The 14,269-nt window shown below is 67.8% G+C and carries 15 protein-coding genes, 1 tRNA gene and 1 pseudogene; 6 read left to right on the top strand and 11 right to left on the bottom strand.

Features of this window, described 5'->3' with window-relative positions; all coding sequences use genetic code 11:
- Positions 1–3 precede the first annotated feature (3 nt).
- Positions 4–459 carry an aminoacyl-tRNA deacylase gene (locus tag LC041_RS14740; RefSeq protein WP_226533970.1) on the bottom strand — a complete coding sequence of 152 codons (456 nt, stop codon included), beginning with the start codon at positions 457–459 and terminating at the stop codon, positions 4–6.
- A gap of 56 nt (positions 460–515) precedes the next feature.
- Positions 516–1,022 carry a DNA helicase gene (locus LC041_RS14735; RefSeq protein WP_226533851.1) on the bottom strand — a complete coding sequence of 169 codons (507 nt, stop codon included), beginning with the start codon at positions 1,020–1,022 and terminating at the stop codon, positions 516–518.
- A 144-nt stretch (positions 1,023–1,166) separates the two neighbouring features.
- On the opposite strand from LC041_RS14735, the gene LC041_RS14730 reads away from it, so the two are divergent.
- Positions 1,167–1,724, top strand: a complete 558-nt coding sequence (locus LC041_RS14730) for a peptidylprolyl isomerase (protein ID WP_226533850.1) — start codon at positions 1,167–1,169, stop codon at positions 1,722–1,724.
- A 21-nt stretch (positions 1,725–1,745) separates the two neighbouring features.
- Entirely contained in the window at positions 1,746–2,639 is an 894-nt protein-coding gene (locus LC041_RS14725) for a rhomboid family intramembrane serine protease (protein WP_226533849.1), read from the top strand.
- Between the two features lie 286 nt (positions 2,640–2,925).
- On the opposite strand, the gene LC041_RS14720 is transcribed toward LC041_RS14725, so the two are convergent.
- Entirely contained in the window at positions 2,926–3,165 is a 240-nt protein-coding gene (locus LC041_RS14720; protein WP_047522075.1) for a cell division protein CrgA, read from the bottom strand.
- 92 nt (positions 3,166–3,257) lie between these two features.
- On the opposite strand from LC041_RS14720, the gene LC041_RS14715 reads away from it, so the two are divergent.
- Genes LC041_RS14715 through LC041_RS14705 form a run of 3 tightly spaced genes read left to right on the top strand, consistent with a single transcriptional unit; the run spans position 3,258 to position 4,865 of the window.
- The gene (locus LC041_RS14715) at positions 3,258–4,052 is read left to right on the top strand and encodes a class E sortase (RefSeq protein WP_226533848.1); all 795 of its coding nucleotides are present in this window, start codon (positions 3,258–3,260) and stop codon (positions 4,050–4,052) included.
- Positions 4,053–4,080: 28 nt separating this feature from the next.
- Entirely contained in the window at positions 4,081–4,236 is a 156-nt protein-coding gene (locus LC041_RS14710; protein ID WP_021201363.1) for a hypothetical protein, read from the top strand.
- Positions 4,233–4,865, top strand: coding sequence for an anthranilate synthase component II (locus tag LC041_RS14705; protein WP_226533847.1), 633 nt, complete (start codon positions 4,233–4,235; stop codon positions 4,863–4,865). Before LC041_RS14710 ends, LC041_RS14705 begins: the two co-directional genes overlap by 4 nt.
- A 31-nt stretch (positions 4,866–4,896) precedes the next feature.
- Here the strand turns inward: LC041_RS14705 and pknB are convergent, their stop codons facing one another.
- From pknB to LC041_RS14670, 7 genes are read right to left on the bottom strand one after another with little or no spacing between them, the layout of a single operon-like run.
- Positions 4,897–6,588, bottom strand: a complete 1,692-nt coding sequence (gene pknB / locus LC041_RS14700; RefSeq protein ID WP_226533846.1) for a Stk1 family PASTA domain-containing Ser/Thr kinase — start codon at positions 6,586–6,588, stop codon at positions 4,897–4,899.
- Positions 6,589–6,631: 43 nt separating this feature from the next.
- Complete coding sequence (locus LC041_RS14695) at positions 6,632–8,365, bottom strand: protein kinase domain-containing protein (protein WP_226533845.1); 1,734 nt, start codon at positions 8,363–8,365, stop codon at positions 6,632–6,634.
- On the bottom strand, positions 8,362–9,816 hold the full coding sequence (locus LC041_RS14690; RefSeq protein WP_226533844.1) for a penicillin-binding transpeptidase domain-containing protein: 1,455 nt from the start codon (positions 9,814–9,816) through the stop codon (positions 8,362–8,364). The genes LC041_RS14695 and LC041_RS14690 overlap by 4 nt, the downstream gene beginning before the upstream one ends.
- A complete protein-coding gene (locus tag LC041_RS14685) occupies positions 9,813–11,198 on the bottom strand; it encodes an FtsW/RodA/SpoVE family cell cycle protein (protein ID WP_226533843.1) in 1,386 nt (461 codons plus the stop codon). The genes LC041_RS14690 and LC041_RS14685 overlap by 4 nt, the downstream gene beginning before the upstream one ends.
- Positions 11,195–12,499 carry a PP2C family protein-serine/threonine phosphatase gene (locus LC041_RS14680; RefSeq protein WP_226533842.1) on the bottom strand — a complete coding sequence of 435 codons (1,305 nt, stop codon included), beginning with the start codon at positions 12,497–12,499 and terminating at the stop codon, positions 11,195–11,197. Before LC041_RS14680 ends, LC041_RS14685 begins: the two co-directional genes overlap by 4 nt.
- 7 nt (positions 12,500–12,506) lie before the next feature.
- Positions 12,507–13,022, bottom strand: a complete 516-nt coding sequence (locus LC041_RS14675; protein WP_226533841.1) for an FHA domain-containing protein FhaB/FipA — start codon at positions 13,020–13,022, stop codon at positions 12,507–12,509.
- Entirely contained in the window at positions 13,019–13,744 is a 726-nt protein-coding gene (locus tag LC041_RS14670; protein ID WP_226533840.1) for an FhaA domain-containing protein, read from the bottom strand. Before LC041_RS14670 ends, LC041_RS14675 begins: the two co-directional genes overlap by 4 nt.
- Before the next feature lie 145 nt (positions 13,745–13,889).
- Between LC041_RS14670 and LC041_RS14665 the strand changes: the two genes are divergently transcribed.
- A tRNA-Leu gene (locus tag LC041_RS14665) sits at positions 13,890–13,972 on the top strand.
- Positions 13,973–14,025: 53 nt separating this feature from the next.
- Here the strand turns inward: LC041_RS14665 and LC041_RS14660 are convergent.
- A pseudogene (locus LC041_RS14660) lies at positions 14,026–14,269 on the bottom strand (IS481 family transposase); the annotation flags it as partial.

Here is a 14,269-nt window from a genome sequence, read left to right as displayed (position 1 = left end):
CGGTCAGCGCTTCTCGGGGACCGAGATGTCGGCGACGGTCGCGCCGTATGCGGCGATGAGGTCGTCCGCATCGACGAACAGGCTGTATCCGTGGGCACCCGCGCCCATCGCGACGCGCTGACCGACGATGGACTCGTCGGCGTAGATCGGCCAGGCGGTGCTGCTGCCGATCGGCACGATGGTGCCTCTCTCGTAGCCGGTGGCCGCGAGCGCGAGTTCAGGCTCGGGGAGCCGCAGCTTGTTGACGCCGACCACCGCGCGCAGCTTCGGCCAGGAGATCGAACGGCCCCCGGGTACGAGGGCGAACAGGAAGGTGTCGTCCGAACGCTTCACGACGAGCGTCTTCACGATGCTGGACGCAGGGATGCCGAGCAGCTCGGCCGCCTCGAACAGGCTGCCGGCGGCCGGACGTTCGAGGATCTCGATGTCGAGGCCGCGTGCACGCGCGGCGTCACGCACCCGCGCATGCTGACCGCCTCCGCCACCGGAGGCGACGGAGGCGGGAGCGGAGGTGTTCACGCGTCGGGGGCTGCGAGCGGGTCGTCCGCGACCCAGAGCTCGTCATCGGCACGCAGCGTCTGCCAGGCGGCGTAGAGGACACCGAGGGCGGCAGCGGCACCGAGCACGATCGCGATGACCGATCCGAGGCCGGGTCCCGACTTCTGCTTCTTGCCGAAGGCACCGCGCGGCGCCGGAGGGGTGACGCCGTAGCGCTTGGCGTTTGCCACGTCCCAGGCGGTGAGCGCCGATCCGACGACTCCACCCACGATCGGGACGACCTTGTCGTCGACGACGTGCCGACCCATCTTGACGCCACGGTCGACCACCGGGGCGACGCGGCGGTTGTACGTGTCCTGGAGGACAGGCACGACCTGCTCGCGATTGATGCTGCCGAGCTGACGGCCGGCTTCGCGTGCGACCTCGGCGGCGTGGCCGACGAGCACCTGCTGGTTCTCCCAGAGCTGGTTCGCGTCTTTCTGCAGACGACGCAGTTCCTTCTTCCGCTTGCGGCTGAGGCTCACGATGCTCTCCTGTCCATTGGAGTACGGGTTCCCCATCTTGCCACGAGAGGCTGGATGCCGGGCGGGAATCACCGGACCCTTGCGCCATCATCCGATCCGCGGTACACCGGGCGAACTCACCGGAAGCTCTGCGAGAATGAGGACATGGCTCACGCTTCCCACGTCGCAACCCTGCACACCAACCACGGTGACATCGTCATCAACCTCTTCGGCGACCACGCCCCCAAGACGGTCAAGAACTTCGTCGGCCTTGCCGACGGCTCTCAGGAGTGGACCGACCCCGCCACGGGCAAGCCCGGCGAGGGTCCCCTCTACAAAGACGTCATCTTCCACCGCATCATCCCGAACTTCATGATCCAGGGCGGCGACCCGCTCGGGCAGGGCGTCGGAGGCCCCGGCTACAACTTCGACGACGAGATCAACATGGAGCTCAACTTCAACGAGCCCTACATCCTCGCGATGGCCAACGCCGGCCTGCGCCGCAACGCCATCACCGGCAAGCCCGAGGGCACGAACGGCTCGCAGTTCTTCATCACCACCGACCCGACGCCGTGGCTGCAGGGCAAGCACACGATCTTTGGCGAGGTCGCCGACGACGCCTCCAAGGCTGTCGTCGACGCCATCGGCGCCGTGCAGACGGGCCCCGGCGATCGCCCGGTGGAGCCGGTCGTGCTGCAGTCGATCGACATCGTCGCGGCCTGACGACAGCTGCGGCCGATCCGGATGACCACGCCTGAGTTCACGAGCAATCGCGACAACTTCTGCTATCGCCATCCGGATCGGCAGAGCTTCGTGCTCTGCCAGCGGTGCATGCGCACCATCTGCCCCGAGTGCCAGACGCAGGCACCCGTCGGGGTCATCTGCCCGGAGTGCATGAACGCCGAGCGGAAGAATCGGACGCCCGCGCAGAAGAAGGCCGCGCGTCGCTGGCGCGGCGGTCGCGGCGGCGCCCTGGCCGCGACCCGCGGCGGACGACCCGTCGTCACCTACGCGCTGCTCGCCATCACTTCCTTCATCGGACTGGTGGAGCTGATCCCCGGGTTCAAGGAACCGATCATCCAGGCACTGGGCTTCTTCGCCCCGTTCCTGTACCCGAATCTCTTCGCAGTGCCCTTCGAGCCCTGGCGCCTTCTGACCGTGCTGCTCGTGCACGGGAGCTTCATCCATCTGGCGCTCAACATGCTCGCGCTGTGGATGCTGGGGCAGAGCCTCGAGCCGATGCTCGGACGCACCCGCTATCTCGCTCTGTGTCTGATCAGCGGCCTCGGGGGATCGGTGATGGTCGCCATCCTCGCGCCGGGTTCCTGGACCGTCGGAGCGTCCGGCGCGATCTTCGGACTCCTGGCGTCCCTGCTGATCATCGGCCGCCACATCGGCGCCAACGTGACGGGGATCCTCGTCATCCTCGGAATCAACTTCGCCTTCGGTCTCTTCGTCGGCGGAATCTCCTGGCAGGCGCACCTCGGCGGCGCCATCGTCGGAGCGCTGGTCGCTCTGATCTACGTCAAGACGAAGCGTCGAGAGCAGCGGACCCTGCAGATCATCCTGCTGTCCGCGCTGGTCGTGCTGTTGATCGTCGTCGTGGCCTTCGTGCCACCGCTGATCCTTTTGTCCTGATCCGGAGTTGTTAACAGGGTTGCTAACCCCTGTGAATAACACCGGTGTAATTCTCCCCAGGCTGTGGAGGGGGTTGTGGATAACTTTCGCTCGCGGTGACTCTTGTGGGTCGGGTCGGGGCGGGGCTGTTCCCTTCGCTCGCAGAGCGGGTGCCCTCCCGCTTCGCGGGTCCCTCCCGATGCTCGCTCCGGGAACAACCCCGCCCCTTGCGGCACAGGTCGACTTTCGCTCCGGACATGAGAAAGGCCCCTCGCTGAGCGAGGGGCCTTTCTGGAAGCGTCGGAGGTCAGCGCCAGCGCGTGGTCATCAGGAAGCCGATCAGCGCGATGCCGAGGCCGATCGCGAGGTTCCAGTTGTCCAGGCCCGGGATCGGGAACTGCATGCCCGAGATGTAGAAGACCAGGATCCAGGCGAGACCGAGCAGCATGAAGCCGATCATCACCGGCTTGAACCACACGGCGTTCGGAGCGGCCTCGCCTTCGGCGCGCTCGACGGCGGGTTCTTCGGTCTTGCGGTCACGTGCCATTCCGTCATTGTACCCATGACACCCATGAGCTGCCGAGCTCGTATCGCGTCGGTCATCGGCATCCGTTCAGCGATCCCGGATATGATCGCGCCATGACTGCTTCCGTCGTGCCTGGGGGGCGACGCCCGCGTCGTGCGAGACCACGCTCTCGCGCGACGTTCGGGAGTGTTCTCGGCGAGCTGCTGCTGACCGCCGGTGTGATCGTGCTGCTGTTCGTCGCCTGGCAGATGTGGATCGGCGACATCATCATCAGTGCCCAGAAGAACGAGGAGGGCGCGGCGATCTCGCAGGAGCTCGCGCAGGCCGAGCCCCCCGAGCTGCCCCCGGTGGTCGAGGCGGAGGACGGCACGACCACCTTCGTCCCGCCCGTACCGGCCGCTCCTGCCGATGCGGAGTGGTTCGGTCAGATGCACATCCCGCGATTCGGTGCCGACTACAACTTCGGGATCTACGGCGGAACGTCGCGGGCGCGCACTCTGGACCAGAAGGGGATCGGGGTCTACACCAACTCCAAGATGCCGGGCGAGGTCGGCAACTTCTCGATGGCCGGGCACCGGACGACGTGGGGCAAGCCCTTCAACCAGCTCGACAAGCTCCAGCTGAACGATGCGATCGTCGTGGAGACGCCCGACGGCTGGTACACCTACCGCTTCCGGACGCTGGAGTACGTCAAGCCGACTCAGACCGATGTGCTCGCCGATGTCCCGCAGATGCCCGAGCAGCAGACCGGAGAGCAGTACATCACTCTCACCGCGTGCTCCCCGCTGTACTCGCTCGCAGAGCGCATCGTCGCCTACGGCGTGTTCGAGAGCTTCCAGCCGCGCGCCGAGGGGCTTCCGACGGCTCTGACCGACCCGCCTCCTCCTCCGGCCGCACCGTCGGTGTGACCGTGGACTTTCACGAGGGAGAAGACTGATGTACGCCGCACTCTGGCGCCTGCTGCCCGGCCCGTGGTGGCTGCGCGTCCTCATCCTGGTCGTCGTCATCGCCGCCGTTCTGTACGGCCTGTTCTGGTACGTGTTCCCCTGGGTGAGCCCGATCATCGCCCCGGGCGAGGTCGACGTCGAATGACCCGAGTGCTCGTGGTCGACAACCACGACAGCTTCGTGCACACCCTCGTCGGTTACCTGCACGAGCTGGGGGCCGAGGTCCTGATGGTCGAGTCCGATTCCCTCGACCCCGATGCCCTCGAGGCGATGCTCCGCTCACACGACGCCCTGCTCCTCTCACCGGGCCCCGGAGCGCCGGCCGACGCCGGGGTCTCGATCGCGGCGGTGCGCATCGCTGCGCGCCTCGGAGTGCCGACGCTCGGCGTGTGCCTGGGGCACCAGACGATCGGTGAAGCGCTCGGCACGGCGGTCAGTGAGGCGCCGGAGCTCATGCACGGGATGCTCTCCGCCGTCTCGCACGACGGCTCCGCGTTGTTCGCCGGCATCCCGTCGCCGTTCGCCGCCGGTCGCTATCACTCATTGACCCTCGCGGCGTCGGCACTCCCACCGGATGTCACCGTGACGGCGTGGACCGAGAACGGCACCGTGATGGGACTCGCGCACCGCGAACTGCCGCTGTACGGCGTGCAGTTCCACCCGGAGAGCGTGCTGACGGAAGGCGGCTACCGGCTTCTGGCGAACTGGTTGGAGCTGTGCGGTGCGAAGGACGCCGTCGCCCGATCGGAACGCTTGCACCCGCTCTCCCGGTGACGGGAGGCATCGTGCCGACGCCTCGGCCCGATCAGCTGCCGCTGCAGTAGCGGAGTTCCACGGAGGAGCCGACCGGGACATCTCCCGGAGCCGCCGACATCGAGCTCACGGTCGTCGGGTCGGTGGCGGGACACTCCGCGTCTTCCACCGGCACGGGATTGAGCCCGAGGTCGGTGAGGTTCGTGGTGGCCGCGTCGACCGTCCACCCGACGACATCGGTCAGCGTGACCTTGCCGCTCGCCACGACCAGGTTCACCACCGTGCCGGGAGCCACCTCGGTCTCGGCCTTCTCGCTGGCGGAGATGACGGTTCCCTCGGCCAGCGCCTTGTCGTTCCGTTGGATCACGGTACCGAGCTCGAGGCCCGCCGCCGTAAGCGCCTTCGTGGCGTCGTCCAACCCCATGCCCTCGATCTTCGGCACGGTCACGGTCTCGACACCGGACGACACGTGGAGGGTCACGGTGGTGCCTTCCTCCACGGAGACGCCGGCTTCGGGATCGGTGCGGATGACGTTGCCTTCGCTGATCTCGGAACTCGACTCGATCACGATCTTCGACGTCAGGTCGAGCTTCGCCAGCTCGTCCTGCGCACGCTCAGCGGAGACGTTCGCGAGGTTCGGGATGATCCGCGCGGTGCTGGGCACCTCGGGCGGTCGCATGCTGATCGTGACCACCCAGAAGAGCACCGACGCCAGCAGCACCGCGAGGAGGGCGACCCCCGCCCAGATCCACGCCACCGGAGGGCCGGACTGGGTGCGGGTCATCGTGGTGTCGGAGCTGAGCTGGCGCAGGGAGCGGGCCGTCTCCTGCGCCTGCCGCGGGCTGGGCCCGTACAGCTCGCTGGTGAGCGCGCCGAGCTGCTTGCGGGTCGGCGCGTCGCCGGCGACGGCGGCGTCCAGGGCGGCGCGGAAGTGCGCGGCATCCGGGTAGCGCTGGTAGGGGTCTTTCGCGAGCGCACGGAGCACGATCGGGTCCAGGGCGCCGGGGGCGTCCTCGTTCACCTCCGTCGGCGGGACGGGCGTCTCGCTGACGTGCTGGTAGGCGACGGCCACCGGCGACTCTCCGCGGAAGGGCTGCCGCCCAGTGAGCAGTTCGTACAGGACGACGCCGGTCGAGTAGAGGTCGGCACGCGCATCGACGGGCTCGCCCTTGGCCTGCTCCGGCGAGAAGTAGGCGGCGGTCCCGATGATCTGGGTGGTCTCGGCGACGGTCGACGAGGAGTCGGAGACGGCTCGGGCGATGCCGAAGTCCATCACCTTGACCTGACCCTTGTCGGTCACCATCACGTTGCCCGGCTTGATGTCGCGGTGCACCACTCCGGCCCGATGCGAATAGTCCAGTGCCTCGAGGATGCCGTCGACGTAGCGGACCGCGTCCTCGACCGGGACCGGGCCCGAGGCGATGATGTCCTTGAGGAGCGTGCCCTTGACGAGTTCCATCACGATGTACGGGGGCTCGTCGGTGGAGGAGTCGTTCGCGGAGGGATCCCCCGCGTCGTACACGCGCACGATCGAGGGGTGGGACATTCGCGACGCCGCCTGCGCCTCCAGGCGGAAGCGCGTACGGAACGTGGTGTCGCGGGCCAGCTCGGGGTCGAGGATCTTGATCGCGACCTCACGCCCGAGGGTGAGGTCGTACCCGCGGTAGACCTTGGCCATCCCGCCATGCCCGATGAGCTCGTCGACGCGGTACCGTCCCGCGATGACTTGTGGCTCTGTGGACACGTACTACCCCCTGGAAACGACTGTTGCTGAGCTGGACTACAGACTACTCGGCGGAATCGCCGCCCTCATCACCGTCGCCCGGGTCGGGTGCCGCGGTGATCGGGACCGAGAGCGGGGGCGACGCGGCCGACGTGCGCTGGTCGCCACCGGAGCACATCCCCTGGTACGTGACGATGAGCTGCTGACCCGCGGCATCCGCGACCTTCACCTCGGTGTTCCGCTGCGTGGGCTGGAAGTTCGGCCCGCCCGACACGAAGGTGCCGTTCTGCAGGGAGACGACGTAGCCCGAGAGGGTCGTGCCGCTGGGGCAGGTGAAGCCGGTGCCCCAGGCGATCGTCACGGTGCTGCCGGCGATCGGGTCGCCCGTGATGGTGGGAGCATCGGTCGGGGTCGGCAGAGCGGCGCGACCGGCGTAGATCGTGAGCGTGATCGCCTGCGTGGTCTCGACGTTCCCCCGGGGGGAGACGTCGTAGACCTTGCCGACCTCGGCGTCGGTGGGAGCCGGGTCGCCTTCCGGGCAGGTGATCTCGCTGTCGAATCCTGCCTCGGTGAGCGTCGACGTCGCCGTCGCGCAGTCCATGCCGACGAGGTTCAATGCGGTCACGTTGACGCGCGTCACCTCGGGCGTCGGAGACTCCGTCGGTGTGGTCGGCGGCGTGGAGCTCTGCGTCGGTGAACCGGTGGGGTCGGCCTCGCCCTGCTGATTCGCCAGCATCGCCCACACCGTCCCGCCGAGGACGATCACCAGCAGTGCGATCAGCGCGATCAGCGGCCAGGTCCAGGGACTGCGCTTCTTCTTCTCCTCCTCCGCGGCCTCCTCGGTGGGGAGCTGAGCGGTGGTGGGGAGGATGCGGGTGGTGCCGTCGTCACCGGAGGCCGTCATCATCCGGGTCGCGTCATCGTCACCGGCGATGCCACCGGTAGCGATGGCGGGAACGGCGATCGCCGCGGAGTTCAGGTCACCGCGACGCAGCGCCTGCGCAGCACGCGCCACCGTCGCCGACGAGGACGGACGGTCGCTGGGCTTCTTGGCGATCATCGCCATGACCAGGTTCTGCACCGGGATCGGCACGGTCGGGGGCAGCGGCGGAGGCTGTTCGTTGATCTGCGCCATCGCGATGGCCACCTGCGACTCGCCCGTGAACGGTCGCTTGCCCGCCAGGCACTCGTAGGCGACGATGCCGAGCGAGTAGGTGTCGGTCGCCGGAGACGCCGGGTGCCCCGACGCCTGCTCGGGCGACAGGTACTGCACGGTGCCCATGACCTGACCGGTCGCGGTGAGCGGCACCTGATCGGCGATGCGCGCGATGCCGAAGTCGGTGATCTTCACGCGGCCATCCGGCGTGATGAGCAGATTTCCCGGCTTGATGTCGCGGTGGACGAGGCCGGCCGCATGCGCTGCCTGCAGAGCGGATGCCGTCTGGGCGACGATGTCGAGCGTCTTGTCGGCGTTCAACGCGCCGTCGCGCTCGAGCACGGTCGAGAGGGCCTCGCCGGGCACGAGCTCCATGACGAGGTAGGCGCTGCCGTTCTCCTCGCCGTAATCGAAGACGCTGGCGATGCCCTCGTGGTTGACGAGGGCGGCGTGCCGGGCCTCGGCGCGGAAGCGCTCGAGGAACCCGGGGTCCCCCATGTACTCGTCCTTGAGGATCTTGATGGCGACGGTACGTCCGATGACGTGATCCGTCGCTTCCCACACCTCGCCCATGCCACCGATCGCGATACGCGACTGCAGCTCGTAGCGACCACCGAACGACACACCCTGCGTCGGCCTCATCTGCCCAGCACCGCCTCTATGACCTTCTTCGCAATCGGAGCGGCGATGGTGTCGCCACTTCCTGATTGTCCCTGTCCGCCGCCGTCTTCGACGACGACTGCTACTGCGACCGCGGGGTCGTCCGCCGGCGCGAAGCCGGTGAACCACAACGTGTGCGGCCTGTTTCCGTTCTCTGCGGTGCCGGTCTTACCGGCCACGTCGATCCCGTCTATTCTTGCACCCTGGGCTGCGCCCGTAGCGACGCTCGCGACCATCGCATCGGTCACGTCGTTCGCCACATCGGCCTCCATCGCCCGGCCGAACTCGCTGTTCTCGAACGCCTTGATGACCGACAGATCGTTCCCGATGACGGCATCCACCATCCGAGGGTTCATCACGACGCCGTCGTTGGCGAGACCGGCCGAGACCATCGCCATCTGGAGCGGCGTCGCGGTGACCTTGCCCTGGCCGAAGCCGGTCAGAGCGGTCTGCGCATCGTCGAGCGCGCGAGGGTAGCTCGACGGCGTCGACTCCAGCGGCGTCTCGAAGGATCGGTTGAAGCCGAGCTTCTCGGCCATCTCGCGGATCCTGTCGTCGCCGAGCTCGACCGCGAGCTCGGCCATCGGGATGTTGCAGCTGAGTCGGATCGCCTCGGCGATCGTGACGGTCGCGGCGGGTCCGCACTTTCCGCCCCACGCGTTGGAGACCCGGTTCGACGAACCCGGCAGCGTGTAGGAGGCGGGGTTCGGGAGGGTCGACGTCGGGGTCCAGTCGCCGCTGGCGTAGGCCGCTGCGGCGACGACGACCTTGAACGTGGAGCCGGGGGGATTGAGGTCGCCGGCGATGGCCCGGTTCGACAACGGCTTCGAGGGGTCTGCCTTGAGCTGTTCGTACGTGGCGTTCGCGGCGTCCGCATCGTGGGTCGCCATGAGATTGGTGTCGAACCCGGGGGTCGAGACCATCGCCAGGATCCGACCGGTCTTCGGCTCGATCGCGACGACGGCGCCCTGGAGATCGCCGAGCGCGTCGAAGGCGGCCTTCTGCGCAGCGGAGTCCAACGACAGCTCAACGCTGTACCCGCGCTGGGGCTGACCTGAGAGGATGCGCTCCACCTCGCCGAGGAAAGCGTTGGCGCCGGTGCCGGAGAGGTCGGCGTTCATGGCCTGCTCGATGCCGGTGCGCGAATCGAGTGCTGCGTTGAAGTACCCGGTCACCGGCTCCCACATCGGCGCGTCCGTGTAGACCCGCTGGAACTGGTACTGATCGTCGCTGGGCACCGAGTTGGCGATGGTGACGCCGTCGACGATGATCGCGCCGCGCTGGATCTCGTAGCTGTCGAGCCGGGTGCGCTTGTTGTTGCTGTTCTGGGCGAGGCTGTCGGCCTCCACGACCTGGATCCAACTCGTCGCGGCGAACAGCGCGATGAACATGAACAGCATCAGGATGCTGAGTCGTCGGAGTTCCTTCGTCATCCGATCACCACCCTCGGCTGGCGGCGGACGCCGTCGGAGATGCGCAGCAACAGCGCGACGATGAGCCAGTTGGCCACGAGCGAGGATCCACCGGCGGCGAGGAACGGCGTGGTCAGACCGGTCAGCGGGATGAGCCGGGTGACGCCGCCCACCATGATGAACACCTGCAGCGCGATCGTGAACGACAACCCGGTGGCCAGCAGCTTGCCGAAGTCGTCCTGGCCGGCGAGGCCGATGCGCATACCCCGACTGACGAACACCATATACAGGCAGAGGATCGCAAACAGCCCGATCAGGCCGAGCTCCTCACCCAGACTGGTGATGATGTAGTCGCTGTGGGCGAGCGGGGTGACCTCGGGGCGTCCCTGACCCCACCCGGTGCCGATGAGCCCGCCGCGCGCAAGGCCGAACAGCCCCTGCATCGGCTGGTAGCCGGCACCGTCCGGGTCGACGCGGCCGGCGTCGAAGAGGAACAGCCAGTTGATGAAGCGGCCCTGCACGTAGCTGAGGATCTGCGTGGCGAGGGCGACACCGGCGACCACCAGGCCGAGGCCGATGAGCACCCAGCTCGTCTTGCCGGTCGCGACGTAGAGCATCGCGACGAACATGCCGAAGATCAGGGTTCCGGTGCCGAGGTCGCGCTGGAAGACGATGATGCCGAGCGAGATGATCCAGACCACCAGGACCGGCCCGAGCTCCCGCATGCGGGGCCAGGTGATGCCGAGGACCCGCTTGCCGACCGAGGTCAGACTCTCTCGCGTGCGCACCAGGTACCCGGCGAAGAAGATCGCGAGGCAGATCTTGGCGAGCTCGCCGGGCTGGAAGGCGAAGATGCCGCCGAGCGAGACCCAGACGGCCGCGTTGGCATCGGCGATGCGCAGTCCGGGGATGAACGGCAGCAGGAGGAGGACGATTCCGGCGAGGCCGAAGATGTACGTGTACCGGAACAGGATCCGGTAGTTGCGCAGCAGGATCACGACGGCGATCGCGCCGGCGAGCGAGATCGCCGTCCAGGCGAGCTGCTTGGTCGAGTACGCGTTCCAGCCGGTGTTCCCGAAGGCGATGTCGATGCGATAGATCATCGCGATGCCGAGGCCGGTGAGCAGCGTGGCGATCGGCACCACGAACGGGTCGGCGTCGGAGGCGACGAAGCGCAGCACGATGTGCAGGGCGAAGGCGAGGGCGGCGAGACCACCGCCGATCGCGAGGATCATCGGGTCGATCGCGCCCAGGGCGCCCAGCTGCACGAGGGTCAGGGCGGCACCGCTGATCGCGCAGGCGAAGAGCAGCAGCCAGAACTCGCGATTGCGCTGCGTCTGGGGCATGCGCAGGCGCTTGAGAGCCTTGATGACGGTGGTGTCCGCCTGGACGTCGGTGCTCATCCGTCACCTCCGGCCGGCGTCTCGCTCGGTGTCGGCATCGGGGTGGGCAGAGGGGTCTGCTGGATGACGTTCGCTTCGGCACCCGTGCGGAGGCGGTCGACGATCGCCATGGCGTCGGACAGGGAGCGGGCGGTGATCGTGCGCTCGACCGAGGCGCGTTGGTACGGCGGGAGGTCGGCCAGGAGGATGTTCGTGTCCTCGATCGGTGTCGACAGGGTGATCGGACCGATGTTCTGCTGCACGCCCTGGAAGATCACGACACTGTCTTCGTCGGCGCCGATGAAGTAGCGCGTCTGCGTCCAGCTGTAGGCCGCGAACGCGGCGAAGGCCAGCATCGCGACGACCAGGAGCGCGGCGGCGATCCATCCGATGCGTCGCCGCTTCGCGCGCCGACGGTCCTCCTCGATGAGCTCCTCGAGGTACTCCGGTGCCGGTTCGAAGTGACTGGGCTCGTTCGCGGCCTGCCGCACCGGGTGCAGCCAGTTGCTGCGCGGCGGGCGCACCGGGGGCACGTACACGCCGTCGGGGTTCGACGCCGACCCGACGATCGTGGGCGTGCCCGAGTGGATCGGATGCTGCCCGCCCACGTCGACCAGCACGATCGTGACGTTGTCGGGGGCACCCCCGTCAAGTGCCTGCTTGAGGAGGTTGTCTGCGGTGCGACCGGGCGCGAGGCCGAGCTGCATCGCCTTGAGGATGTGAGGTTCGTCGACCACGCCGGAGAGTCCGTCGGAGCAGAGCAGCCAGCGGTCACCGGGCTGCGTGTGCATGACGAACATGTCGAGCTCGGGGTCGGAATCCATGTCGCTGAGCACCCGCATGAGGACGGAGCGACGCGGGTGGTAGCGGGCCTCTTCCGGGGTGATGCGGCCGGAGTCGACGAGGCGCTGCACGAACGTGTGGTCGGCGGTGATCTGCGTGAGGGCGTCGTCGCGGTACAGGTAGATGCGGGAGTCGCCGATGTGCCCGATGACCGCGTACTCGTCGACCATGATGATCGCGCTGAGGGTCGTGCCGAGCCCGGCCAGCTCCGGGCGGTCCTTCGCAGCGCGGATGAGGTCGCCCGCCGCGGTGGTCGCGGCGGCCTGGAGCGACGCTTGCGCATCCTCCGTCGTCGCGTACGGCTGGTCGAGGGGCTCGAGGCGTTGGATCGCGATGCTCGACGCGACGTCTCCGCCGGCGTGGCCACCCATCCCGTCGGCGACGACGAACAGGTTCGCCCCGGAGTATCCGGAGTCCTGGTTGTTGGAGCGGACCTTCCCGGTGTGGGAGATCGCGACGCTCGAGCCTTCGAAGACCATGCCGGCGTCAGGCTCGCAGCTCGAAGGTCGTGGCGCCCACCTTGATGGGGGTGCCGAGTGAGAGGGCGACGGGGGAGCCGGACACGCGCTGGCCCGCGACATAGGTGCCGTTGGTGGAGTCGAGGTCCTGGATGGCCCAGGCGTCGCCGCGGAGCATGAGGCGGGCGTGGTGGCTGGACGTGTAGTCGTCACGGATCACGAGGGCGGACTCGCTGGAACGACCGATGGTGAGCGAGTCGGCGCTCAGCGGCAGTTCGAGCCCCGCCTTCGGGCCCGACGTGATTACGAGGCGCTTGGCTGTCGCCACCGTGGCAGGTCCGGTCGAGGGCCGAGACGAGGCCGGCTTCGAGGCGGGCGCTGGTGCCGCTGCAGGGGCGGATGCTCCGGCGGTCGCCTCGGCCGGGAGCTTGCGCACGCGCACCCCGAACAGATCCGCGCGGAGCGAGTACACGACCCCGAACACGAAGAACCACATCAGGACCAGGAACCCGATGCGAAGCAGAAGCAGGATCAGTTCACTCAACCGAGGGCTCCGAACGCTCGGGTGGCGTCGTCACCGCGAGGCGCAGGGCGCGACGGGGCGGCCACGGGGACGATGCGGAACACCAGGTCGGTGCGTCCGATCGTGATGGTGGTGTCGGTGGGGAGGGCGGCCTCGCGCAGCTTCTGGCCGTTGACCTTCGTGCCGTTGGTGGAGCCGAGGTCGCGCATCATGGCGCGCTCGCCGTCCCACAGGATCTCGACGTGCTTGCGGCTCGAACCGGCGTCCGCGATGGTGATGTCGGCATCTGAGCCGCGACCGATCACCGTCCGGGCACGGGTGATCGCATGCCGACGACCGTCGACGTCGACCACGGCCTGCCAGCTGACGCGTCCCTCGACCGTGCCCGAGTTCACGCGCACGGTGCCCGTGGCGACCTTCTCGTCGGCTTCGAGGGTGACCGAGAGCGGGCCGGCGAAGCTGTAGCCCTGCGAGGTGGCGTGCTTGTTCAGCAGCGCGAGCAGCTCATCGGTGAGGGCGCCACCGAGCCCGCGCATCCGCTCCGCATCGTCGGCGCTCAGACGTACGACGTAGCTGTTGGGCGCGATGATGCGGTCGCGGCTCACGACAGCCGCTTTCGTATCGGCCTCGCGCCGCAGCGCTGAAGCGATCTCCACGGGCTGAATGCCGCTGCGGAAGGTCTTCGCGAACGCGCTGTTCACTGCGCGCTCGAGACCCTTCTCAAAGCTGTCAAGTAGTCCCACTGGGCTCCTCTGGCATGCCGACCGGTAGGGACATCGTAGCCAGGTGTCCTGGGGGAACGCCGCCGATCCGCCTTGCGGGGTGTGCAACAGGGGGTGAAATCGCGTGATATCCTCGGGAAGTTGAGTTCTTCGGAACGAGACACTCGCGCGAGTGGCGGAATGGTAGACGCGCTGGCTTCAGGTGCCAGTGTCCGTAAGGACGTGGGGGTTCAAGTCCCCCCTCGCGCACAGTGTGATGTCTCAGGACATCGTGAACGACTGAACCCCCGGTTTCCGGGGGTTCAGTCGTTTTTGCGTTGGTAGTTCTTGGTGGGGTTGAGGGTGTATTCGGCGAGTAGTTCGCCGGTGTCGAGAGTGATGATGGTGGCGTCGTCGTTGTGGACGAGGCAGATGATCTCGGTGCGGGTGTGGGCTCGGCCGATTCCGAGGTGGAGGAGTCGTCCGTGGTGGCGGAGGGTGATCTTTCCGTCGTTGTCGATGGTGTCGTAGCGGACGCGCCAGATGTTCGGGTCGTCGGGTCGTGTG

It is taken from the genome of Microbacterium paraoxydans (genome assembly GCF_020524545.1).
Classification (GTDB): domain Bacteria; phylum Actinomycetota; class Actinomycetes; order Actinomycetales; family Microbacteriaceae; genus Microbacterium; species Microbacterium paraoxydans_C.
This window is presented reverse-complemented; position numbering and strand designations above follow the sequence as displayed.